This window comes from Clostridium sp. AM46-21, from assembly GCF_003480025.1.
Taxonomy (GTDB): Bacteria; Bacillota; Clostridia; order Lachnospirales; family Lachnospiraceae; genus Coprococcus; species Coprococcus ammoniilyticus.
Map to the genome: position 1 here is coordinate 15,226 of NZ_QUIB01000001.1, position 21,890 is coordinate 37,115.

General features: G+C 38.9%; 26 protein-coding genes and 2 pseudogenes. 25 read left to right on the forward strand and 3 right to left on the reverse strand.

The annotated features are described in order from the left end of the window. Positions 1-62: 62 nt before the first annotated feature. A pseudogene (locus tag DW959_RS00080) lies at positions 63-299 on the reverse strand (tyrosine-type recombinase/integrase); the annotation flags it as partial. Between the two features lie 26 nt (positions 300-325). Here DW959_RS00080 and DW959_RS00085 point away from each other — a divergent pair. Beyond that, positions 326-748 carry a nucleotidyl transferase AbiEii/AbiGii toxin family protein gene (locus DW959_RS00085; RefSeq protein ID WP_021943448.1) on the forward strand — a complete coding sequence of 141 codons (423 nt, stop codon included), beginning with the start codon at positions 326-328 and terminating at the stop codon, positions 746-748. A gap of 557 nt (positions 749-1,305) precedes the next feature. Here DW959_RS00085 and DW959_RS14060 read toward each other — a convergent pair. Continuing rightward, positions 1,306-1,596, reverse strand: coding sequence for a tyrosine-type recombinase/integrase (locus DW959_RS14060; protein WP_173784087.1), 291 nt, complete (start codon positions 1,594-1,596; stop codon positions 1,306-1,308). A 63-nt stretch (positions 1,597-1,659) separates the two neighbouring features. Here DW959_RS14060 and DW959_RS00095 point away from each other — a divergent pair, with 63 nt between their 5' ends. The 21 genes and pseudogenes from DW959_RS00095 (at position 1,660) to DW959_RS00185 (ending at position 17,064) form a co-directional block, all read left to right on the forward strand. Continuing rightward, positions 1,660-2,565 (forward strand): hypothetical protein, encoded by a 906-nt coding sequence (locus DW959_RS00095; protein WP_173784088.1) that lies wholly within the window; start codon positions 1,660-1,662, stop codon positions 2,563-2,565. After that, positions 2,562-2,768, forward strand: coding sequence for a hypothetical protein (locus DW959_RS00100; protein WP_117822836.1), 207 nt, complete (start codon positions 2,562-2,564; stop codon positions 2,766-2,768). The genes DW959_RS00095 and DW959_RS00100 overlap by 4 nt, the downstream gene beginning before the upstream one ends. Before the next feature lie 80 nt (positions 2,769-2,848). Next, the gene (locus tag DW959_RS14295) at positions 2,849-3,316 is read left to right on the forward strand and encodes a DUF2829 domain-containing protein (RefSeq protein WP_226801109.1); all 468 of its coding nucleotides are present in this window, start codon (positions 2,849-2,851) and stop codon (positions 3,314-3,316) included. 126 nt (positions 3,317-3,442) lie between these two features. Next, positions 3,443-3,727 carry a hypothetical protein gene (locus tag DW959_RS00110; protein ID WP_147340247.1) on the forward strand — a complete coding sequence of 95 codons (285 nt, stop codon included), beginning with the start codon at positions 3,443-3,445 and terminating at the stop codon, positions 3,725-3,727. 235 nt (positions 3,728-3,962) lie between these two features. Then, on the forward strand, positions 3,963-4,130 hold the full coding sequence (locus tag DW959_RS14065; RefSeq protein WP_173784089.1) for a hypothetical protein: 168 nt from the start codon (positions 3,963-3,965) through the stop codon (positions 4,128-4,130). A 112-nt stretch (positions 4,131-4,242) separates the two neighbouring features. Beyond that, positions 4,243-4,611 carry a MerR family transcriptional regulator gene (locus DW959_RS00115; protein WP_161117288.1) on the forward strand — a complete coding sequence of 123 codons (369 nt, stop codon included), beginning with the start codon at positions 4,243-4,245 and terminating at the stop codon, positions 4,609-4,611. Next, positions 4,601-5,458 (forward strand): DUF6591 domain-containing protein, encoded by an 858-nt coding sequence (locus tag DW959_RS00120; RefSeq protein WP_117822832.1) that lies wholly within the window; start codon positions 4,601-4,603, stop codon positions 5,456-5,458. The genes DW959_RS00115 and DW959_RS00120 overlap by 11 nt, the downstream gene beginning before the upstream one ends. 207 nt (positions 5,459-5,665) lie before the next feature. Then, the gene (locus DW959_RS14300) at positions 5,666-5,839 is read left to right on the forward strand and encodes a helix-turn-helix domain-containing protein (protein WP_226801110.1); all 174 of its coding nucleotides are present in this window, start codon (positions 5,666-5,668) and stop codon (positions 5,837-5,839) included. Continuing rightward, positions 5,836-6,111: a hypothetical protein gene (locus tag DW959_RS14305; protein WP_226801111.1), complete on the forward strand. Its 276-nt coding sequence runs from the start codon at positions 5,836-5,838 to the stop codon at positions 6,109-6,111. The genes DW959_RS14300 and DW959_RS14305 overlap by 4 nt, the downstream gene beginning before the upstream one ends. Before the next feature lie 84 nt (positions 6,112-6,195). Next, positions 6,196-6,819: a TetR/AcrR family transcriptional regulator gene (locus tag DW959_RS00130; RefSeq protein ID WP_117822830.1), complete on the forward strand. Its 624-nt coding sequence runs from the start codon at positions 6,196-6,198 to the stop codon at positions 6,817-6,819. Between the two features lie 84 nt (positions 6,820-6,903). Then, positions 6,904-7,368 carry a CatB-related O-acetyltransferase gene (locus tag DW959_RS00135; RefSeq protein WP_117822828.1) on the forward strand — a complete coding sequence of 155 codons (465 nt, stop codon included), beginning with the start codon at positions 6,904-6,906 and terminating at the stop codon, positions 7,366-7,368. A gap of 65 nt (positions 7,369-7,433) precedes the next feature. Next, a complete protein-coding gene (locus DW959_RS00140) occupies positions 7,434-8,783 on the forward strand; it encodes an MATE family efflux transporter (protein ID WP_117822826.1) in 1,350 nt (449 codons plus the stop codon). Positions 8,784-8,911: 128 nt separating this feature from the next. After that, entirely contained in the window at positions 8,912-9,241 is a 330-nt protein-coding gene (locus DW959_RS00145; RefSeq protein ID WP_117822824.1) for a hypothetical protein, read from the forward strand. Between the two features lie 107 nt (positions 9,242-9,348). Further along, a complete protein-coding gene (gene hisC / locus DW959_RS00150; protein ID WP_117822822.1) occupies positions 9,349-10,407 on the forward strand; it encodes a histidinol-phosphate transaminase in 1,059 nt (352 codons plus the stop codon). 306 nt (positions 10,408-10,713) lie between these two features. Further along, a complete protein-coding gene (locus DW959_RS00155) occupies positions 10,714-11,625 on the forward strand; it encodes a DUF5688 family protein (protein ID WP_117822820.1) in 912 nt (303 codons plus the stop codon). Positions 11,626-11,809: 184 nt separating this feature from the next. Then, positions 11,810-12,397 carry a TetR/AcrR family transcriptional regulator gene (locus DW959_RS00160; RefSeq protein ID WP_117807723.1) on the forward strand — a complete coding sequence of 196 codons (588 nt, stop codon included), beginning with the start codon at positions 11,810-11,812 and terminating at the stop codon, positions 12,395-12,397. A gap of 18 nt (positions 12,398-12,415) precedes the next feature. Continuing rightward, the gene (locus DW959_RS00165; RefSeq protein WP_021943225.1) at positions 12,416-12,808 is read left to right on the forward strand and encodes a response regulator; all 393 of its coding nucleotides are present in this window, start codon (positions 12,416-12,418) and stop codon (positions 12,806-12,808) included. A gap of 11 nt (positions 12,809-12,819) precedes the next feature. After that, a pseudogene (locus DW959_RS00170) lies at positions 12,820-14,134 on the forward strand (replication-associated recombination protein A). Further along, positions 14,134-14,382 (forward strand): hypothetical protein, encoded by a 249-nt coding sequence (locus DW959_RS00175; RefSeq protein WP_117822816.1) that lies wholly within the window; start codon positions 14,134-14,136, stop codon positions 14,380-14,382. The pseudogene DW959_RS00170 and the gene DW959_RS00175 overlap by 1 nt, the downstream one beginning before the upstream one ends. Before the next feature lie 54 nt (positions 14,383-14,436). Continuing rightward, positions 14,437-14,940 carry an SEC-C metal-binding domain-containing protein gene (locus DW959_RS00180; protein ID WP_021943228.1) on the forward strand — a complete coding sequence of 168 codons (504 nt, stop codon included), beginning with the start codon at positions 14,437-14,439 and terminating at the stop codon, positions 14,938-14,940. Positions 14,941-15,045: 105 nt separating this feature from the next. Beyond that, positions 15,046-17,064, forward strand: coding sequence for an ATP-dependent helicase (locus DW959_RS00185; protein WP_117807722.1), 2,019 nt, complete (start codon positions 15,046-15,048; stop codon positions 17,062-17,064). On the opposite strand, the gene DW959_RS00190 is transcribed toward DW959_RS00185, so the two are convergent. Then, positions 17,061-17,375, reverse strand: coding sequence for a DUF1292 domain-containing protein (locus tag DW959_RS00190; RefSeq protein WP_021943230.1), 315 nt, complete (start codon positions 17,373-17,375; stop codon positions 17,061-17,063). The genes DW959_RS00185 and DW959_RS00190 overlap by 4 nt on opposite strands. A 230-nt stretch (positions 17,376-17,605) precedes the next feature. Between DW959_RS00190 and glgA the strand changes: the two genes are divergently transcribed. The 3 genes from glgA to DW959_RS00205 all read left to right on the forward strand — a co-directional run bounded on the left by glgA (position 17,606) and on the right by DW959_RS00205 (position 21,885). After that, the gene (gene glgA, locus DW959_RS00195) at positions 17,606-19,042 is read left to right on the forward strand and encodes a glycogen synthase GlgA (RefSeq protein ID WP_021943231.1); all 1,437 of its coding nucleotides are present in this window, start codon (positions 17,606-17,608) and stop codon (positions 19,040-19,042) included. 146 nt (positions 19,043-19,188) lie between these two features. Beyond that, on the forward strand, positions 19,189-20,937 hold the full coding sequence (locus tag DW959_RS00200; protein WP_117822814.1) for an NFACT RNA binding domain-containing protein: 1,749 nt from the start codon (positions 19,189-19,191) through the stop codon (positions 20,935-20,937). A gap of 69 nt (positions 20,938-21,006) precedes the next feature. Then, on the forward strand, positions 21,007-21,885 hold the full coding sequence (locus DW959_RS00205) for a YicC/YloC family endoribonuclease (protein ID WP_117822813.1): 879 nt from the start codon (positions 21,007-21,009) through the stop codon (positions 21,883-21,885). Positions 21,886-21,890: the final 5 nt, after the last annotated feature.

Consider the following 21,890-nt stretch of genomic DNA (forward strand, 5'->3'; position numbering starts at 1 on the left):
AACGATCAGGGAAAATGATTAAGGTGTATGATAGGGTGAATAATTAAAGCAACCATTGCGGATTACCGCTTGGCTTTTCTTGTGGAGTGAGCATAGACATTCATTGTGGTACTGACATCTGAGTGCCCTAACAGTTCCTGCACATCCTTTGGTGCTGCTCCGTTTGCCAGAAGGTTACTTGTGTAGGTGTGACGCAACTGGTGAAAGTGAAAGCCTTCAAATCCATCCAGCTTCTGTGCAATCTTCCTGCAAACAATTCCTAATGTACTTGGCAGTTCCAGACTTCCATTCGGTCTTAAGACCATATTTGGAGGTGCTACTTTAGATGATAACAACAGCAAGGCAATTAAAAGATCTGATTCGGAATCTGTCAAAGAAAAAATCTGCTGATGCGCAAATTTTGATGCGGAATTATATGATGGAACGATTTTTGAAACGAATTTCTTTATCAGAGTATAAAGACAAATTTATATTAAAAGATGGAATGCTGGTGGCAGCAATGGTTGGTCTGGATGCCAGAGCTACTATGGATTTGGATGCAACCATAAAAGATGCTAACGTTAGTTTAACAGATGTGGAGACAATTATATCAAATATTATAGCAAGAATAGCAGAGATTTATGAAAAAGAAAAAGATATTAATAGAAGTTTGGAGTGGTGTAGGAAGGCATTCAGAAATTCTGTTAATAACAAAGAGTTACAAGAGGAAATTGAGGAAAAGATAGAGAAGCTAAGTAAATTAGCATAATGAAATTGTTGTATAAGTGACTTGCTTGCATTTGGTCATATTAGATGCTATAGTGGGAAAAATTCATCATTGTAGACTGGATAGTATCACATTTATTATAGAAGGAAAATTGTTTAGCCTTGCTGTAGCTATTGAACGAAAAGCCACACCGAAAGCCACACATGCTTGACTTATCTTGAATTTACTAGGTGCATTGATTCTGTCGAGGAAGCTGCAAAGGCTGGTAAGTTCTAAAAAAGCTAGTATTTATGCGGTTCCTGGTTCTGCTAGAATGTGCCAAAATTAGTGCGTAAGACACAAATAAGACACAGGTAGAACACAGTCGTAGAACACAAATAATTGCCCCGGGAGATTATATGCTCCCGGGGTTTTTGCTATTATTGTATCAGTTCTATTTCTTCTTTTAATTGATCTAAAGTTCTGTGGGTGTACACTTTCTCAGTCACATCCTCGATAGAATGACCAACTATCAGCTTTATGATGTATTCATCCATGCCAGCATTTTTTGCCAATGTAATAAATGTATGTCTTGTATCGTGAGGACGGTGGGAGAGTTTTTATTTTCCCATGACCTTATTCCAACGGCTTCTGTATTTGTCGTATGTCATGCGCATACCAGACTGACTATCTGGATCATTGAATAAATAATCGGATTCCAATTCTTTAGCCTGATCTACTCGTTTTATGATCAGATCTCTTATTTTTGAATGAATAGGAACGCACCTGTTGCGCCCTGCATCAGTCTTAAGACCGCCGAACATGGTATTATTTTCCAGATCAATATCAGCTATTTTCAAGATAGACAGTTCTTGTGGCCGCCATCCGCTGTATATACCAATTAGAATCATATCAACAACACCATAGTTTATGTTCTTCCAGAGTAGATCTATTTCCTTCGGCGTGAATGGAACATGGATGATCTGAGGCTTTCCACTTTTGATGGCAATACAAGAGATCTGCATAGACTGCTTGACGGACAGATTCGTGAAATAGATGAACCTTTTGAAGCTGGTGGTGTACAAGTAGATGCTCCGGGGATGTTTGGAGATCCGGCGGAAGACTGCAACTGCTGGTGTTGTCTCTTGCAGCGTGCCAGATGGGCGCTGGATGATGAAGAGCTTCAGACTCTGAGAAAGCGAGCGGAATACTTCGGGTTGGATAAGACAAAGGATTTTGAAGAGTACCAGACAAAGTACTTTAAGGTGTCGTTTGAGATTGAGCATGAAAAAGATGTTGCAAATACCCAAAACGGTGATAATATAAGAGATATAATGTTCAAGGCATCAAAGTCTGATGCTGGCATTATTAGAGATGAAAAAGCTGTTGTTGACGCATATTCACAGTTACCGGATAAAGTTCAGAAAGCAATGGCTGATGTAACCTTTAATATGGGGCAGAACGGCAGTAGTTGTGATGTGAAAAAAGGCATTATTAACGTTGCCAAAGGCGCTGAGAAAGAGGATATAGACCATGAATTTGGACATCTGATAGAAGAACGTATGCTGGATCCTAAAGTTGTGGAAAAGTATAAGAAATATTTAACTGAGGGATTAAGCGATAAAAATATTACTACGGAAATATACGAAAATGATGCAGGGCAAAAATTTGCAATATATATTTTGCATGGCGATAAATTTATTAGCGAATATCAAGGCAGGTTATATGTTAGCCGCATATCTGATGCTGTTAATCCGGATGGAAGTATAAAAACTGAATTTTTATTGGAATCCACCTCAGAGCTTTTCAGAGTGTATCAAAAAGATAAAACAATCCTTAGTACATATGAAATCGGGTTAGTAGAGGAGTCTTTAAAATGAATTTAAAAGAAGAATTTTTAAATATTACATCGTATGAAGAATATGATAAACAAAGAGAAAAGTTTGGTACTTTGCCTCGTGATGCAGAATTTTTATCTCATTTAGACAAGTTGTATGGTCCAGGATACGTAGGCGGAGATATAGCCAATGGAGTTATAGAAGAACTATATAAACCCGGCAAAAGACACATAGGAGAAGAATAGAAAATAATGCTAGATGGATTACGAGCACTGTACAGAGATGTATGGTGTTTTTTTTATGCAAAAAATAGGAGGATGAAAGAATGCAGAAGTACATTGGAACAAAACAGATTGAGGCAAGACCGATGACAAGAGGCGACTATAACAATTACAGAGGATGGCAGATTCCAGCGGAAGAAAATCCAGCAGATGAAGGCTATCTCGTAAGATATTCAGATGGATATGAGAGCTGGTCGCCGGAGAAGCAGTTTAACGAAGCATACAGACCATGTGACAACATGACGTTTGGAATTGCTCTTGAAATGCTCAAGAAGGGCTTCAGAGTTGCAAGAAAGGGTTGGAATGGCAAAGGAATGTTTGTTGTATTCCAGAAGGGATATCCTGATGGCATACCATGTAACAAGCAGACCGCAGAAGCCTGGGGAATCAGCGAGGGTGACTTATTCAAGTGTAACCCATATCTGCAGATCAGATGTGTTGATGGTTCACACTCCATGTGGGTGCCGAGTATAAACGATTGTCTTGCTGAAGACTGGGTAATAGTGGAGTAGAAACGGAATAGCAGATAATTCAGACCGTGTTTTTACCATGGTCTTTTTTTATGCCCAAAATCGGCTCAAGGCAGTAAAACTGTGACCGACAAAGAATAACTCCGGCAAGAGTGATAACTGCCATGTGTGGCTACGATTAAAGCCAGAAAGGATGGAACAATGGAATTAAAGGAACTGCTAGGAGATGACCTGTATAAGCAGGTACAGGCGAAGATTGACGAGAAGAACAGCACAGAGACAGACAAGCTCAAGCATGTAAGATACACAGATCTGTCCGAGGGCAAGTACGTCAGCAAGGAGAAACAACGAACATATCACGATGCATCTTCTAAAGTCAATACAAGAATATTAGCAAATGATTCTTCTGGAATAGTGACAGAAGATGGATTACTTGAATTTGGAAACTTATGACGATCTTCGAGTTCTTTGTAAATTCAACCAGATGTGGCATTTTGTCCCATGCCTGACAGATTTCAAATTCATGAATATCTTTCAGAGCTTCTCATATTCGCGAAAAATACAATTTCTTTTATAAGAGAAAAATTTTTTGACAGCACGTAACGTGCAGATTTAATCTGGAAATAGCATCAGAAAGATCATAACAAACGGAAAAGTAAAATTAGAATTTGAATAGGAGATAAATGATATGTATAGAGAATCGGAAGATAATACAATTATATTTACAGCATTTAACAGAAAATTGTTAAGAGATTTAGAGGAACTGAGAAATCTTCTGGTTAGAAATAAACCTGAGAGTGCTATGAAAAAACTGAATGAATTAATTGAAGATACAAAGAGGGACATAACCGAATAATTTGTAGCATGGGAAATGGTTCGCGAAAAAAACATTCTCTTTTATGAAATAAAAAATCATAAAAGCCTTTGACAGCACGTAACGTGCAGATTTAGGCTGAAGGAGGATGTATATGGAACTAATGACTTTAAGAACAATGTGTGAACGATTGAATGTTTCAAGAAGAAGTATTCAATGTTATGAGCAGGCTGGTTTATTGAAGCCTTCGGCAAAAAATAAATATGGTCATTTGCTATATGATGAGCAGGCGTTTCAGAGAGCACAAATGATTCGTTTCTTACAACAGCTTGGGTTTAAACTGGAGGAGGTAAAAGAAATTATAGATGCACCTGATAATGTAAGAAAAGATGCGATGGAAGTACATGTGAGAATGCTTGAATGTGAAACAGAAAAAATGACGGAACTTATTCAACAGGCGAGAGTTTATATTAATAGCATTAATGGAAAATCTGAAAATGGAGGGAAGACAAATGAGAAGTAAAAAGAAAATTATAATCACAACATTTATTGGGGCAATCATGTTGCTAGCAGGTTGTCACAGTGTAGGAACAGATCAAGAGCAAAAAGATAATAAAAAAACAGACTCTGAAACTGTAAAAATTGAGGATATTGATTGGAATGTAGGAGAAGGAATAATAGATGGAGACAGACATATTGTGATGAATTATGTAAATAATTCAAAGTTGGACATTGTTTATTTCGGCCTGGACTATACTGAAAAAGAGGAAATAACGGAAGAAGAAAAACAAAAGTTTTATTCGGACATAGAGAGGAAATTTAATTTGAGTGATGACGATATGATTAAAATAAAAGAAGAAACAATTGGAATGAATACAAGTGTAGAAAGATTGGTGAAAGAAGGAGATGAAGTATCTAACGTACCATGTCACTATTTTTCTGGAATTTATTATTTAAAGGATAAAGCACATCTGGAACTTATGCAGCCGGATATTGCAACAATAGAATTCGTAAGTAATGGTAGATTATATACAGAATATTATGATTTCAAATCACAGAAATACTCCTTGGAATCTGATAGTGAAGAGACCGTACAATGGACAGAAAAAGAGATTGGAACAGAGATTGATAAGCCGGAAGCAGAAGTTATAAAAGTAACATTAGATCTGGATGATTATCTATGCTTTGATGTGTATGGAGTATCAGAGTCACAATTTGAGGAATATATGGATTTATGCAAGAAAAGGGGATATACAAAGGACGCAGATAAAGATGAGGATTCTTATGATGCGGAGCGGGATGATGGATATAGTGTTTCTATAGATTATGATCAGACAGATTGTATTATGGATGTTTCTGTTAGTAAGTAAATTTATTTATGATAGGCATAGCCGAATGGTATATTATGCAAACAAATATACCGTTCGGCTATAGTTTATTTGTTTTGTGTAAAAGCCGATATGAGAACATTTCAGGTTTTGCTTAAATGTTAAAAAATGAAGCCTTGGCAAATAAACGAACGTTTACTAAAATAAAAGTGTAAACGGTCGTTTATTTTTTGCCCGGAGGTTATTAGTATGAGTAATAGGAAAGAAGAAATATTAATTGCGGCACTTAATCTTTTCGCCAGGGATGGTTACGAGGCTGTCTCAGTCAGCCAGATAGCAGGAGAACTTGGTATGACAAAGGGAGATTATACCGTCGTTATAAGAGCAAAAAAGATATTTTTAACTGTATTGTGGAGCGGATGAAGCAACAGGAAAGTGAGCAGGCATCAGATCATGATATGCCGGAGGATGATAAAGAGAGAATGCCTGAAAAGTATGAGACGGTGTCATTGGATGATTTTGTAAAATATAATATCATGAAGGAAAATATTGATTTTTATGGTAAGAGTGGTTTCAGACAGGCAAGCGAGTATGGTATCCGTTATCACGGATTGCCGGAGGGCTATCTGGTTGACGAGCAGGAAGTGGAAGAGTTTGATAGGCAGTTAACGATGTTCTTTTCTATTTTCAAATAATAGCTGTTGACAAGTAACCGATAGGTAACTATAATAAGGTGGCCAAAAGGTAACCGATTGATGAGGCCGATTTAGGAGACAAGTGTGGAGATTAAAGAAAAGAATACAAAGGACAAAATACTGGAAGAAGCTTTAAAATTATTTGCACAGAGTGGATATATGGGAACATCCATGAATGATATTGCTTCAAACCTTGGAGTAACCAAGGCTGCATTGTATAAGCATTATAAAAGCAAGCAGGAGATATTGGACAGTATTATTGACAAAATGAATGAACTGGATATGGAGAGAGTAAAGCGGTATGAAATGCCGGAGGGCGATCTGGAAAAGGTTACAGCTGAGTACAAAGAAACAGCATATAATAAAATTAAGCAGTTTACAAAGGTGCAGTTTCTTCACTGGACAGAAGAAGAATTCTCATCCTGTTTCCGTAAGATGCTGACATTGGAACAGTACAGGGAGCCGCAGATGGCACAGTTATATCAGAATTATCTTGCAGGTGGACCATTAACTTATATAGAAGCTTTGTTCTCGAATATGCTGGGGGATGCAAGAAAAGCCAGGCAGACAGCACTTGATTTTTATGGACCTATTTTTTTGCTTTACAGCATATATGATGGAGTAGATGACAAGAGTCGGGTGATAAGGCTTCTGGAAGATCACATGGATCATTTTCTACAGGAAATGCAGAAAAATACATCAAACTAAAATGTCCGGTGGCGTGATGCTGAAGGTTGCAGTTATGGAGATTTCGAGAATTATACAGATATTTTCGACAACAGGAGGCCGAAAATGAAAGATAATATTTTCCCAAGAACATTCGATAAACAGATCGTTTATCTGAAAAATGCAATAAATACCCCTGATATAGAGGTAGGGGATTATACAATGTACAACGATTTTGTACATGATCCGATTGATTTTGAAAAAAATAATGTTTTGTATCATTATCCTGTTAATAAGGATAAACTAAAAATTGGAAATGATGTGTGGATTGGATATGAAGCAGTTATTTTGTCTGGTGTAACAATCGGTGATGGCGCAATTATAGGCACTCGTGCAGTAGTAACAAAAGATGTGCCGTCATATACGATAGTTGGAGGAGTACCGGCAAAACCAATCCGTAAACGATTTGATGAAGAAACAATTCAGAAATTTAAAGAAATCAGATGGTGGGACTGGAAAGAAGAACGAATTAAAAAGAATATTCAGGCAATACAGTCTGGCGATATAAATATGTTAGAGTATATAAATTAGAAGTAAAAACATGGATTTAATAAAGAATATATACCATTTTAATTACAAAAGAGGTGAATGCAGACATGAGTACATTTGAACATGATCTTACAAAAGGGAATATCTGGAAGCAGCTTGTATGGTTTGCTGTGCCGTTTTTTATCAGTAATTTGATCCAGTCCTTATACAGTCTGATAGATCTGATCATTTTAGGACATTTTGGCGGAACAAATTCCATATCGGCAGCGAATATCGGAGGACAGGTGCTTGTGATCCTGACAAATCTTGCCGCGGGACTGTCAGGCGGAGGAACTGTGATGCTTGGAAATTATCTTGGATCAAAGCGTAAGGATAAGATCAATGGAGCAATCAGTACATTACTCATAACATTGACAGTTATGGCAGCAGTATTTATGGTACTGTTATTTATATTAAAACAGCCGTTACTTCGATTACTTGATACACCTGAAGAGGCATTTTCACAGGCAGAACAGTATTTGTTTATTTGCACTTTGGGCTTATTATTTATTTATGGTTATAATGCATTAAGTGCAATTATGCGTGGACTTGGTGACAGCCGGACACCGATGATCTTTGTTATGATTGCATGTGTGATCAACATTATTCTGGATCTGGTGCTGGTTGCCGGATTTCATTTAGGAGCCGGTGGTGCCGCTGTTGCAACTGTATTTGCACAGGGCTGTTCGATGTTATTTTGTATAATATATTTAAAACATCATGATTTTATGTTTGATTTCAAACCATCTTCTTTCCATTTTATAAAAGAGGAATTCCACACTCTGTTTCGTACCGGATTGCCGCTTAGTATTCAAATGGTTGGTACAAATTTTTCGTTTTTGATCTTGACTACATTCATTAACAGGGCGGGGGGCGTAGCGGCATCGGCTGCAGCAGGAATAGTAAATAATTTTAATGGATTTGCTATTCTTCCGGAAGCAGCGATCAGCTCGGCTGCATCAGCTATGATCGCACAGAATATGGGAAAGAAAGATGTGAAACGATCATCAAAGACTATGCACTGTTGTCTGGTTCTCTGTATTGGTGTGTCTTTGGTCGTGTTTACGTTGATGCACATATTCCCGGAGCAGATATTTCATCTGTTTGGCGTAAAAGAAGATGTCCTGGCCTATGGTCTGCCATATATCTTTGCTTTTTCGTTTGAATATGTGGGACTTCCATTTATCATGTCATTTAATACGGTTTCAACCGCAACTGGAAATGGATGGATTACGCTGGTTACAAATATGATATCTGCATTTATCGTTCGTATTCCGTTAGCATATGTTCTGGCGTTCCTTTGTGAACTTGGTGTAAGAGGAATTGCGATATCTATACCGATCGCGACAGCTGTTGGAGCTATAATATCATTTTTATTTTACAAAGCCGGAATTTGGAAAACACACATTCTGTTATAAAAGGATTTATTTGTCATATCTGAAAAATTGAGTATAACATTTCTATCCGGGCAGTACAGATATAGAATGTACCTATCCCCGGCATAGAACGAAGGTTGTAGTATGTCGGTTTGAATATGGAGCGGAAAATGGCATTTTCAGAAAATACAAAAACAGAAATTCAGATACGAAAATTTAAGGCAAAGACAATACTGCTGTTTTTTATTGTGATCACGATAACAGTAGGGGTTGTTTCATTTATAATAACAAGAAAATCTTCAAACGAGATGCAGAATAAGGTTGTTAACCTGGTTGCACAAGGAAATAGGCAGCAGATTAATAATGAAAAAAGCATTGGAAAAAATGCAGTTGATGTAATTGCAGATGTCACAATGGGGTATGATAATTACCAGTTGATCGGAGATGAAAATCTGGTCGTGCAGGGAAAATGTGAGAATAACTGGAGAGTCCTTTTATAAATAAGTGTCAGATGATTCTTATCTTGTATCTCATCCTGCAAAATGATAGAATAGACAACTGAAAACGATAACCTGCTGATTAGCAGAGAAAACATGGAGGATAAATCATGGCATCATGGAGAGATAATATTCGTCAGGTTGAGCCATATGTACCTGGTGAGCAGCCAAAAAATACAAATGTGATCAAATTAAATACAAATGAGAATCCGTATGGACCGTCTCCAAGAGTAAAAGCGGTTCAGGATAATGAGGATCTGTTACGGTTATATCCGGATCCGACAGCAGGCGCACTGGTGGATGCACTGGCGGAGTATCATGGTGTGGATGCATCACAGGTATTTGTAGGTGTAGGTTCCGATGATGTACTTGCAATGTCATTTTTGACCTTCTTTAATTCGGATAAACCGATTCTGTTTCCGGATATCACATATTCTTTTTATGATGTATGGGCAGAACTGTTCCGGATTCCATATAAGCAGATGCCACTTGATGAGAACTTCCGTCTGAAGATAGATGATTATAAGGGCGAAAACGGTGGAATCGTATTCCCGAATCCAAACGCACCGACCGGTATCTACGAATCGTTGGATCATGTAGAGGAGATCATAAAGAACAATCCGGACGTGATCGTGATCGTAGATGAGGCATATATTGATTTTGGAGGAGAAACAGCACTTCCGCTGATCGACAAATACGACAATCTTGTGGTAGTCAGAACCTTTTCAAAATCACGTTCCATGGCGGGACTTCGAATCGGTTATGCGATCAGCAACCCTGAACTGATCAAAGCCTTAAATGATGTGAAATACTCCTATAATTCATATACGATGAACCGACCGTCTCTGGTGCTCGGTGTAGAATCCATTCATGATGATGCATATTTCAGGGAGAAGGTTGGACAGATCATTGCAACCAGAGAAAGATTTGTGAAAGAGATAGCAGAGCTTGGATTTACCTGTCTGCCATCATCTGCAAACTTTGTATTTGCAACACATGAGAGTATTCCTGCAAAGGAGATCTTTGCTGCGGCAAAAGAGAATAATATCTATGTGCGTTATTTTGATAAGCCAAGGATTGACAATTATCTGAGAATCTCGATCGGAACGGATGCAGAGATGGACGCATTTGTCAGTTTTTTGACAAAATGTGTAAAAGAATATAAATAGGGATGGCTGGTTTTGCCTGTGAGCAGGCGGATAAAAGCATTGTTATCCATCGATAAAAAAATATAAGAGCGGATGTGTTTTTTGCAGATTTTGATAAGAAAGATGCGAAATACACATCCGTTTTTGCTTGTTCGGAAGAAAAACTGTTACAGAAACGCACAAGCTGTTACAAATAAACACACGCAAAATGTTGACGGTACATAGGAAATTCTTTATCATGATGGAAGAAATATTTCAGTAATAGAATCCGGATTTTATCATTTTTTCGAAATGTTTCAGACAAAGAAGCTGCGAAGGAGAGATAAAATGAAATTTAATGAATTTACAGAAACAGTCAGAGATGGGCTGGCGGTTTTATTTGAACCGGACAATATGGAGGTTGCGGTTACCAGAGTTGTAAAAAATAATGGGCTGATCCTTACAGGAATCAATATAAGGGACAGAAATTCCATGATAACACCAACGATATATATTGATGATTTTTACAGAGAGGATATTCAAAAGGAGGAGATACATACTGTTGTTTTGAGGATAAAGGATATCTTTACGGAACGATGTACCAAAGTATCATCCGACAATGAAATTCAGAACTATATGGATTTTAACTGGGTGAAGAACCGGCTGATCTATACGGTTGTGAATCAAAGTATGAATGAAGAATATCTGGAGCATGTTCCGTATATTCCGTTTCATGATCTGGCGATCATATTTCGATGTGTCTTTCATAAAGGTGAAAATGGTCTGGCATCCTCAACGGTATCAGAGGATGATCTGAAACGATGGCATACAGATACGAAGACACTTTACCAACTGGCAGAAAAGAATACTCCAAGATATTTCCCTCCAGTGATCGACCGGATCACAGCATATCTGAAGGCGAGAAACTGTCTTCCAGCATTTGTGGAAGATGAGTTTTCGGGCGAGTGCGGAGAACTGTATGTAATATCAAATGAAATGGGATTAAACGGAGCCGGAGCTATGTTGTACCGGGGAATCCTTGATATGTGTACGGAGCTTGCCGGGGACAGTATCTATATTATGCCGTCCAGTATTCATGAGTGTATGTTTGTGGAGGCTGGAAAAGTGTCGGAGCCAAAGATGCTGGCAGATATTGTGAAAGAAGCAAATGACAGTGTGCTTCACCGACAGGATATCCTTTCTTATAATGTTTATTATTACGACCGGAAAAAGCATATGCTGACGACTGTAACTGTATAAAAACAGGTGTTTCATCAGAAACACAGGCATAAAAGCACCTTGAAAACAAAAGAAAAAAGAGAAGTTTACAACTGTGTTCTGCGTATATTAATTTGAAGCTTTTTTGATTGACAAACGAAAGAGCATGACATAGAATTATATAGTATATATTGGGTGTAAGTTTATGTGTTGAGAGGAGAACGGTGTGGCTGAGAATTACGTTTCAAGAAGGGATAAGATCGTTGCATCGGCAGTTGAATTAATAGGCGATCTGGGATTGAATGCTCTGACAACCAAGAATCTGGCTCGTAAGGAAAATATATCCGAAACTTTGATCTATAAATACTTCGGGGGTATTGATGAAGTATTGACGGAAGTGGTCGTACAGTATGCGGCATTTGATAAGAATATCCAGATGACCGTGGATCACCAGACCGGATCGAATATGGATAAGTTACGGTTTTATGCAGATACATATGCAACCTATTATGATAATTATATCGGTATGGGTGCGATTATGCTGCATTATGAGGAATTATTGCATCTGAGTGAGACACGAGAGGTTATTTCTGAATGTATTCTGAAGAGAAATGAATTTGTCTGTAAGCTGTTTGAAGACGCTATAGCAGACAGAGAGATTCGGGAGGTATTTACCCCACGGGAATTGACATTGATGTTTAACGGTATATTTACAGAGGGTCTTTTAGAGCGAAGAACCAAATATTCCAAGAAAACATTTCGTGTTGAAGTAAAAGAGATGCTGAACCAGATTGAAAAGATGCTTAGATTTTAAAGTAGGAGGAAGTTTGTCATGAGAATATTAATTGCTGAGGACGATGTTGCAAATGCAAAGTTTTTATCAAAATATTTAAGTAAATTTGGAGAAGTTGTAATTACACCAGATGGAATTGCAGCTGTTGATGAATTTGTAAATCATTTGGAAAAGGGCGAAAATTTTGAACTTGTCTGTCTGGATATCATGATGCCGAAGATCGATGGATATAAGGTACTTGCATCGATTCGAAATGCAGAGAGAAAGCATGGCGTATCCAGAATGTTACGGTCAAAGGTTATTATGACAAGTGCACTGGATGAAACCAGCTTTGACAGCAATCAGGCCAGTGATGATTATGATGATTACATCTGCAAACCGATTGATATTATGAAATTCAACGAGATCCTTAAGAAGCTTGATGTTATTTAGGATGAATAAGAATGGATTTATTTGATTATATGAGAGAAAACCAGAAGGATGATGATTCTCCTCTGGCAAAACGAATGCGACCTGAGAGCTTGGATGAGGTGATCGGGCAGGAGCATATTATCGGAAAAGAGAAATTACTCTATCGTGCGATAAAGGCGGATAAGCTTAGCTCGCTGATTTTTACGGACCGCCGGGAACCGGAAAAACGACGCTTGCATGGTGATCGCACATACGACAAAGGCGGATTTCAAGCAGATCAATGCAACAACCTCCGGTAAGAAGGATATGGAGCAGATCATAGAAGAAGCGAAGAATATGAAGGCAATGTATGAAAAACGAACCATACTTTTTATTGATGAGATTCATCGCTTTAATAAATCACAGCAGGATTATCTGCTTCCATTTGTGGAGGATGGAACGATCATCCTGATCGGAGCAACGACAGAGAATCCTTACTTTGAAGTGAATGGGGCTTTAATTTCAAGATCTAATATTTTTGAATTAAAACCGTTGTCAAAAGAAAATATAAAAGAGATCATATTAAAGGCTGTTTATGACCAGAAGGGCATGGGAGCCTTTAATGCATGTATAGATGATGATGCCGTGGAATTCTTAAGTGATATGTCAGAAGGTGATGCCAGAAGTGCACTAAATGCAGTAGAGCTTGGAGTTCTTTCTTCTGAACCGGAAGCAGATGGGCAGATTCATATTACGCTGTCGGTGGCAGAGGAATGTATTCAGAGAAGAGCATTCCGATATGATAAGGACGGAGACAATCATTATGATATCATTTCTGCATTTATCAAGAGTATGCGTGGTTCCGATCCGGATGCTGCCGTATTTTATCTGGCAAAGATGCTGTGCGGTGGAGAAAGCATTACATTTATAGCAAGACGGATCATGATATGTGCCTGTGAGGATGTTGGAAATGCGGATCCAAATGCAATCTGTGTTGCAACAGCATGTGCGCAGGCGGTAGAGCGGGTCGGTATGCCGGAGGCTCAGATCATACTTGCACATGCGGCGATCTACGTGGCGTGCGCTCCAAAGAGTAATGCGATCGTGAATGCAATCTTTTCTGCAAAAAATGTTGTGGAACATGAGCAGACAGGACAGGTTCCGGTCTATCTGCGGGATGCACATTATGGCGGAGCAAAGAAGCTTGGACATACAGGTTATAAATATGCACACGATTATCCAAATCATTATGTAAAGCAGCAGTATCTGCCTGATGAGATCGCAGACAGACAGTTTTATGAACCGACGGATAATGGATATGAGCAGAACATAAAACAATATTTTAAGAAGATAAAGGAAGAACTTTAATGGAGAAAATGAAGCGGATAGCAGCCTTTCTTATGGTCCTTGTGATTCTTGGACTGGTTGTCTGGGCATTTATCTTGGGAATAACAGGCAGTGAATATTTTTCAGCGGCATTATTTCTGTGCATTCTGGTCCCGGTATTATTTTATGGAATCAGTCTGATCACAAAGCTGCTTACAGCAAAAGGAAAAGAACTGGCAGATCAGGCTGTGTCGTCAGATGAAACAAAAAAGAATAATGTTGAAAAATAAGGGATTATCTGATATACTCTATAAAGTTTTAAAAATTGAAACGAGGTATGTAACATGAGTTTATTATCACAGTGGCGCGATTATGCGTATGGTTTTGATGACAGAACACCAGAAGGAAAGCAGTTCTGGTTTGATTATTTTCAGGCAGAAAAAGGTATTTATGAAATAATTCTTGCAAATCCAAAGGCAGATCCTGTAAAAGGAACAGTAAAGGCACTTGCAGAGAAGTTTGAAGTAAGTATCCAGACCATGATCGGTTTCCTGGATGGAATTGATGACAGTCTGATCACATCGAATAATCTCGACGAGGTTACAGAGGATTCAGAAGTAACACTTGGTATTGATTATGAGAAGCTGTATATGAATATGGTTGGATGCAATGCAGAATGGTTATATACATTACCTGCATGGGACAAGATCCTTACACAGGAAAAGAGAGATGAACTCTATAAGAAAGAGAAGACATCCAGAACACTTGTAAAGCCTCCAAAGGTTGGAAGAAATGATCCATGCCCTTGTGGTAGTGGTAAGAAGTATAAGAAATGCTGCGGTAGATAATCTGATAAAGAAGAACTACAGCAGAATTTTATAACAGGAAAGAGAAAGAGAACAGACAGATGGTTGTATCCGTCCTGTTCTCTTTTCTGTTGAAGGGAAGAACGATTGGAAGAAAAACAGCAATTCAGTAAGGAACAATTAGAAGCGATCCGGCATGAAAAAGGGCCAATGCTAGTTCTGGCGGGACCGGGAAGTGGAAAAACGACGGTGATCACGCACCGGGTGAAATATATGTTGGAGCATGGTCGGGTAAATGGAAGTCAGATCCTGGTGATCACTTTTACCAAGGCAGCAGCAGGTGAGATGAAAAGCCGGTTTGAGAAAATAATGGGATATTCGAGTGGTGTTACTTTTGGAACCTTTCATTCGGTATTCTTTATGATCTTACGTCAAGCCTATGGATATAATGGAAGCAATATCATACTGGAATCGGAGAAATATCAGATCATTCGCAGTATTATTGAAAAACATAATATGGAATACAATGGACAGGATGATTTTGCAAAAAATGTAATTGCAGAGATCGGTCTGGTAAAAAGTGAACTGACACCGATCGGACAGTATCATTCGATGAACATGAAGCCGGAAGATTTCCGGATCGCTTACAGGGAGTATGAAGAGGTACTTCGGGCGAATAATAAGATTGATTTTGATGATATGCTCGTATTTACATATGAATTGCTTCGGGATAGACCGGATATCCGGAGAATGTGGCAGCAGAGGTTCCGGTATATTCTGATTGATGAGTTTCAGGATATTAACAGGATCCAGTATCAGACTGTGAAGCTGCTGTTAGGAAAAGAACATAATATATTTGCGGTGGGAGACGACGACCAGTCTGTTTATGGATTCCGTGGCGCAGATACGAGGATCATGCTTGGCTTCCCGGATGATTTCCCGGATACCCGGATGGTCTGCTTAAGTATAAATTACAGATGCAGCAGTGCAATCGTGGAATCGGCAGGACGTATCATTAAGAACAATAAGAAGCGGTATCAGAAGGAGATCCGGTCTGCATTTGAGAAAAGTCAGTGTGAGCGTGTGCATGTGATTGAAGTCGAGGGAATGCGGCAGGAAACAGATGGTATCATACAGAAAATCCGGGAGATGAATCAGCAGGGTATCCCATATTTGGATATTGCTATTCTTTATCGTACCAATTCGGAACCATCCGGACTTGCAATGAAGCTGATGCAGAATAATATTCCATTCCGGATGAAGGATAATATGCCGGATCTGTTTTCCCATTTTGTCGTTGTGAATATCCTTGATTATATTAAGGCAGCACTTGGAAACCGAGAACGGGCATTATTTTTACGGATCATAAATCGACCGAACCGGTATATAAGCCGGGAGTGTCTGGAAACTGATCCGGTAGATCTGGAGCGGATGCAGGAATTCTATAAGGACAATCACAGGATAGTGCAGAATCTGGTAACCCTGGAAACGGATTTCAGGAGAATCGCAGAATTAAAACCATATGCAGCCGTTAATTATATCAGGAAAGCGGTTGGGTATGATGAATATCTGAAGGAATATGCTTCATATAGAGGAATCGATCCACAGGAGTATATGGATATTGCGGATGAATTTCAGGAGATGGCAAGAGGTGCCGATTCCTTTATTGAGTGGTTTAACCTGTTAAATGAATACAGGATAAAACTGAAGGAACAGGGGAAAACAGCGGAACACGCAAAGGATGCAGTTGTACTTGCGACGATGCATGGGGCAAAAGGACTGGAGTTTGATCAGGTATTTATCATGAATGCAGTAGAAGGAATGACGCCCCATAAGAAATCGGTCACAGATGCGGAACTGGAGGAAGAACGGAGAATGTTCTATGTTGCCGTTACCAGGGCACGATATGGTCTGTATATCTATGTACCGAAGGTGGTGTATGGAAAGACGGGACAGATTTCCCGGTTTGTAACAGAAATGGTGATCGACTATGATATGCTGCAGGTTGGAAATAAAATCATCCACAAACGATATGGCAAAGGTGTCATAACATTTGTGGATGATAAAAAAATCTGTGTGTATTTTGAAAAAGATCAGATTACAAAAACATTAAGTATCGAATATACGATAAAAAATAATCTGGTTACTGTGTCTGAAGATGATTAGTCATCTTCAGACATGGAATTGAATTCCATCTCATCCAGAATTTCATCAAAAGCATCAGCAACCATATCGAATTCTTCTTCATCATCAATTGGTTCCAGTGTGAATTCATCGTTTGGAAGTTCAATATAACGGTATACAAGAACCTCGTCATCATCATAACCTTCCGGTGCTTCGACAGGAAGCAAAGCAATATAAGAGGTATCCTCAACATCAAAGGTAGCAACAATCTCACATTCGAGGTTTGTTCCGTCGTCGAGTTCAAGTGACATCATTTCGATATCATCTAATTCATCATCATTCTGTTTTGCCATGTTTGGTCTCCTTATTAAAATAAAATTGACGGTCATTTCCGGGTATGCCGGATACCATTCAAAACTGTGTTGACCGATCATTTTCATCATAATGGAAAAGTGACCAAAAGTCTACAGCCAAATTTTATAATTGCAATAAAATGCAGCACCTTTATTCATTGAATTATATGTATAAATATGATAAAATTAATATTATTTTGGAGTTATTCCATGGGAGGAAATAAGAGAAGATGAAGAAAGTTGCTTATATTGCTTCAGAGTGTGTACCATTTATCAAAACGGGTGGTCTGGCGGATGTTGTAGGAACACTTCCAAAAATATTTGACAGAAATGAATATGATGTTCGGGTTATCATGCCGAACTATCTTTGTATTCCAAATAAATACAGAGAAAAAATGCAGTATCTGACCCATTTCTATATGGATATCGGATATAAGAATGATTATGTCGGGGTTATGTATCTGGAATACGAAGGAGTAAAAGTATATTTTATTGATAATGAATATTACTTCAATGGATTTACCCCATACGGAGATGTAAAGTGGGATATTGAAAAGTTCAGCTTCTTTTCAAAGGCAGCATTATGTATTCTGCCGGCAGTAGGATTCCAGCCGGATATTCTGCACTGCCATGACTGGCAGGCTGGTCTGGTTCCGGTATACTTGAAAACGTTATTTGCCGGAAATCCGTTTTTCAGTGGCATGAAGTCTGTTATGACAATCCACAATTTACAGTTCCAGGGTAAGTGGGATATCGATACGCTCAAGGCAGATTCCGGTCTTCCGGATTATGTGTTCACACCGGATAAGCTGGAAGTCAGAAAAGATGCAAGTATGTTAAAGGGTGGTCTTGTATATGCAGACAAGATCACAACAGTAAGTAACACATATGCCAGAGAGATTCAGACACCATATTACGGTGAAGGCTTGGATGGGCTTCTGAGTGCAAGATGGCAGTCACTCTGGGGAATTGTAAACGGAATTGATTACGATGTATGGAATCCTGCTACAGACTCACAGGTGTACAAGAATTACAGTGTCGACAATTTCCGTGAACTGAAGAAGATCAACAAGGTTGAACTTCAGAAGGAATGTGGACTTCCACAGGATGATAAACAGTTTGTGATCGGTATTATATCCAGACTGACAGACCAGAAGGGACTTGATCTGGTTGATCGCATTATGAATGATATCTGTTGTGATGGTGTCCAGTTCATCGTTCTTGGAACCGGTGACAGCAGATATGAAGATATGTTCCGTTATTATCAGGGCATTCATCCTGCAAAGGTTTCTGCGAATATTTATTATTCGGATGAAAGATCCCATAAGATGTATGCGGGCTGTGATGTTATGCTTGTTCCATCCAGATTTGAGCCATGTGGTCTGACCCAGTTAATGGCACTTCGTTATGGAACAGTTCCGATCGTAAGAGAGACTGGTGGTCTGAAAGATACAGTAGAACCATATAACCAGTTTGAGAATACAGGTACAGGTTTCTCATTTGCAAATTATAATGCATATGAGCTGTTAGATGCGATCAACTATGCAAAGGAAGTTTATTATAACAACAAAGACGCATGGTATGGTATTCAGGAGCGTGGCATGAGAATGGATTACTCCTGGTACAATTCAGCAAAGATCTATAACGATCTTTACAATTCATTATAAAACAAACGGTTAAACTCATTTTTCATAAATGAAAATCAGGCAGAAGATGTTGCGATACATTTTCTGCCTTTTTACCGCAGAACATACAGATCTGGGGCTGCGGTCGTACGAAAACAGGTGGATCTGTGCAGGAAAGGTGGTTTCATATGGCTTTTGACGGAGTTGTAATATCAAATGTTGTAAGTGATCTGAAAAAGAAATTAGTGGATGGAAGGATCTATAAGATCTACCAGCCGGAAAATGATGAACTGAATATTATTATAAAAAACAACAGGGAGAATTACCGCTTACTGTTATCTGCAGATGCAAGTCTGCCTCTGATCTATCTGCTGCAGGGGCCTAAGGAGAATCCGATGACAGCTCCGAATTTCTGTATGCTGCTTCGTAAGCATATCGGAAATGGCAGGATCGTAGATGTCTGCCAGCCGGGCTTTGAACGTATCGTGGAATTCACGATCGAGCACCTCGATGAGATGGGAGATCTGTGCAAAAAGAAGCTTATTATAGAAATCATGGGTAAGCACAGTAATATTATCTTCACGGATGCGGATGGAATGATCATTGACAGTATCAAGCATATATCCCATCTGGTAAGCTCGGTGAGAGAGGTCCTTCCAGGTAAAGCTTATGTATATCCGCCGTCCGGTGATAAGCGTTCTCCATATGATGCAGATCAGGATTATTTTGCATCTGCGGTATATACAAAGCCTGTGACTGTTACAAAGGCAATTTATACCTCAGTTACAGGTATTTCACCCCTGATCGCAAATGAGCTTTGTTATCGTGTGGGAATCGATGGCGGACAGTCAACAGCAGCGTTAACGGATATTCAGAAAGAGAAACTGTATCAGGAATTTGAGAAAATGGTTTCCGATATAAAGACAGAAAACTATGTGCCGAATATTGTATATGATGGGTATATTCCGGTTGAATTTTCATCAGTAAGACTCAGTATGTATCAGAATTATCAGGTAGAAGATAAGGATGAAATTTCAAAGGTTTTAGATGAGTATTACTTTAAGAAGAGCAAGGTAACAAGAATCCGGCAGAAATCAGCAGATCTGCGGAAAATCATCTCAACTGCGATTGAAAGAGCCAGCAAGAAATATGATCTGCAGTTAAAGCAGATGAAGGATACCGAAGGTCGGGAGAAATATAAGGTATATGGTGAGCTGATCAATACCTATGGATATGGAGTGGAGCAGGGAACAAAGAGCTTCCGTGCATTGAATTATTACACAAATGAAGAAATCGAGATTCCACTCGATCCGACAATATCGGTGCTTGAGAATGCCAAACGGTATTTTGCAAAGTACAACAAGCAGAAGCGGACATATGAGGCGTTAGAAAAGCTGACTGTTGAGACCAGACATGAATTGGAATATCTACAATCGGTTCAGACATTTATCGATATGACACTGGATGAAAATGCGTTAGCTCAGGTAAAAGAAGAGCTGATGATCAGCGGATATATCAAGGGAAGATATGGCAAAAAAGGGGATAAGCATACCAGCAAGAGCAAGCCATATCACTATATATCATCTGATGGTTTTCATATATATGTCGGCAAGAATAATCTGCAGAATGATGAACTGACATTTAAGTTCGCAAATGGCGGGGACATGTGGTTCCATGCAAAGAAGATGCCGGGCTCGCATGTGATCGTACGGATGGAGGGAGCAGAAGAACTTCCGGATCAGACCTATGAAGAGGCGGCAAGGCTTGCAGCATATTATTCGTCTGGAAGAGAGAATCCAAAGGTGGAGATCGACTATACAAAACGGATGAATCTGAAGAAGCCGGCAGGAGCCAAACCGGGATTTGTCATCTATCATACGAATTATTCAATGATAGCAGAACCGGTGATCCGTGGAATAGAAGAAGTAACGAGATAAAATATTTGATTTTTTATGGCGGTTGAAGTATAATATAGTATCCATTGTTTTAAGGAGAATGTGATTTTTATGATTAAGAGCATGACAGGTTTTGGACGAAGCGAAGTCGTTTCCGGAGCCCGTAAGATAGTTGTGGAGATTAAGGCTGTTAATCACAGGTTTTGCGAGATCAATGTAAAAACACCAAAGAAACTGAGTTTTTTTGAAACAACTATAAGAGCATATTTAAAGAAGTATATAGAACGTGGTAAGGTAGATGTCTTTATCACTTATGAAGATCTGACCGAGACAAATGTCTCAGTAAAATATAATAAAGAGTTGGCAGAGGAATATGTTGGCTATATGAATCAGATGGCAGCAGATTTTAATCTTACAAATGATATCAGTCCATCGATTATATGCAGACTTCCGGAGGTTTTTGTTCTGGAAGAGCAGACAGTAGATGAAGATGAGTTATGGAGCCTGATACAAGGTGCACTTGACGAGGCGGCTGATAAGTTTGTGAAGTCAAGAATGGTGGAAGGTGAGAACCTGAAGGTTAATCTGCTGGAGAAGCTTGACAATATGACGGCTGCAGTCGATTATATTGAAGAAGTATCACCGGAGCTTATAACAGCTTATCGTCAGAAATTGATCGACAAGATTTCAGAACTGATTGATAGCTCAGCAATCGATGAGAACCGGATTGCAACCGAGGTTGTTATATATGCGGATAAAATCTGTGTAGATGAGGAAACGGTTCGTCTGAAGAGCCACATTGACAGCACCAGAAAGATTCTGGAGGCAGGTGGAAGTGTTGGAAGAAAACTTGATTTTATTGCGCAGGAGATGAACAGAGAGGCGAATACGATCCTTTCCAAGGCAAACTCACTGGATGTATCAAACCGTGCAATCGAATTAAAGACGGACATTGAAAAAGTCAGAGAACAGATACAGAATTTGGAGTAAACAAA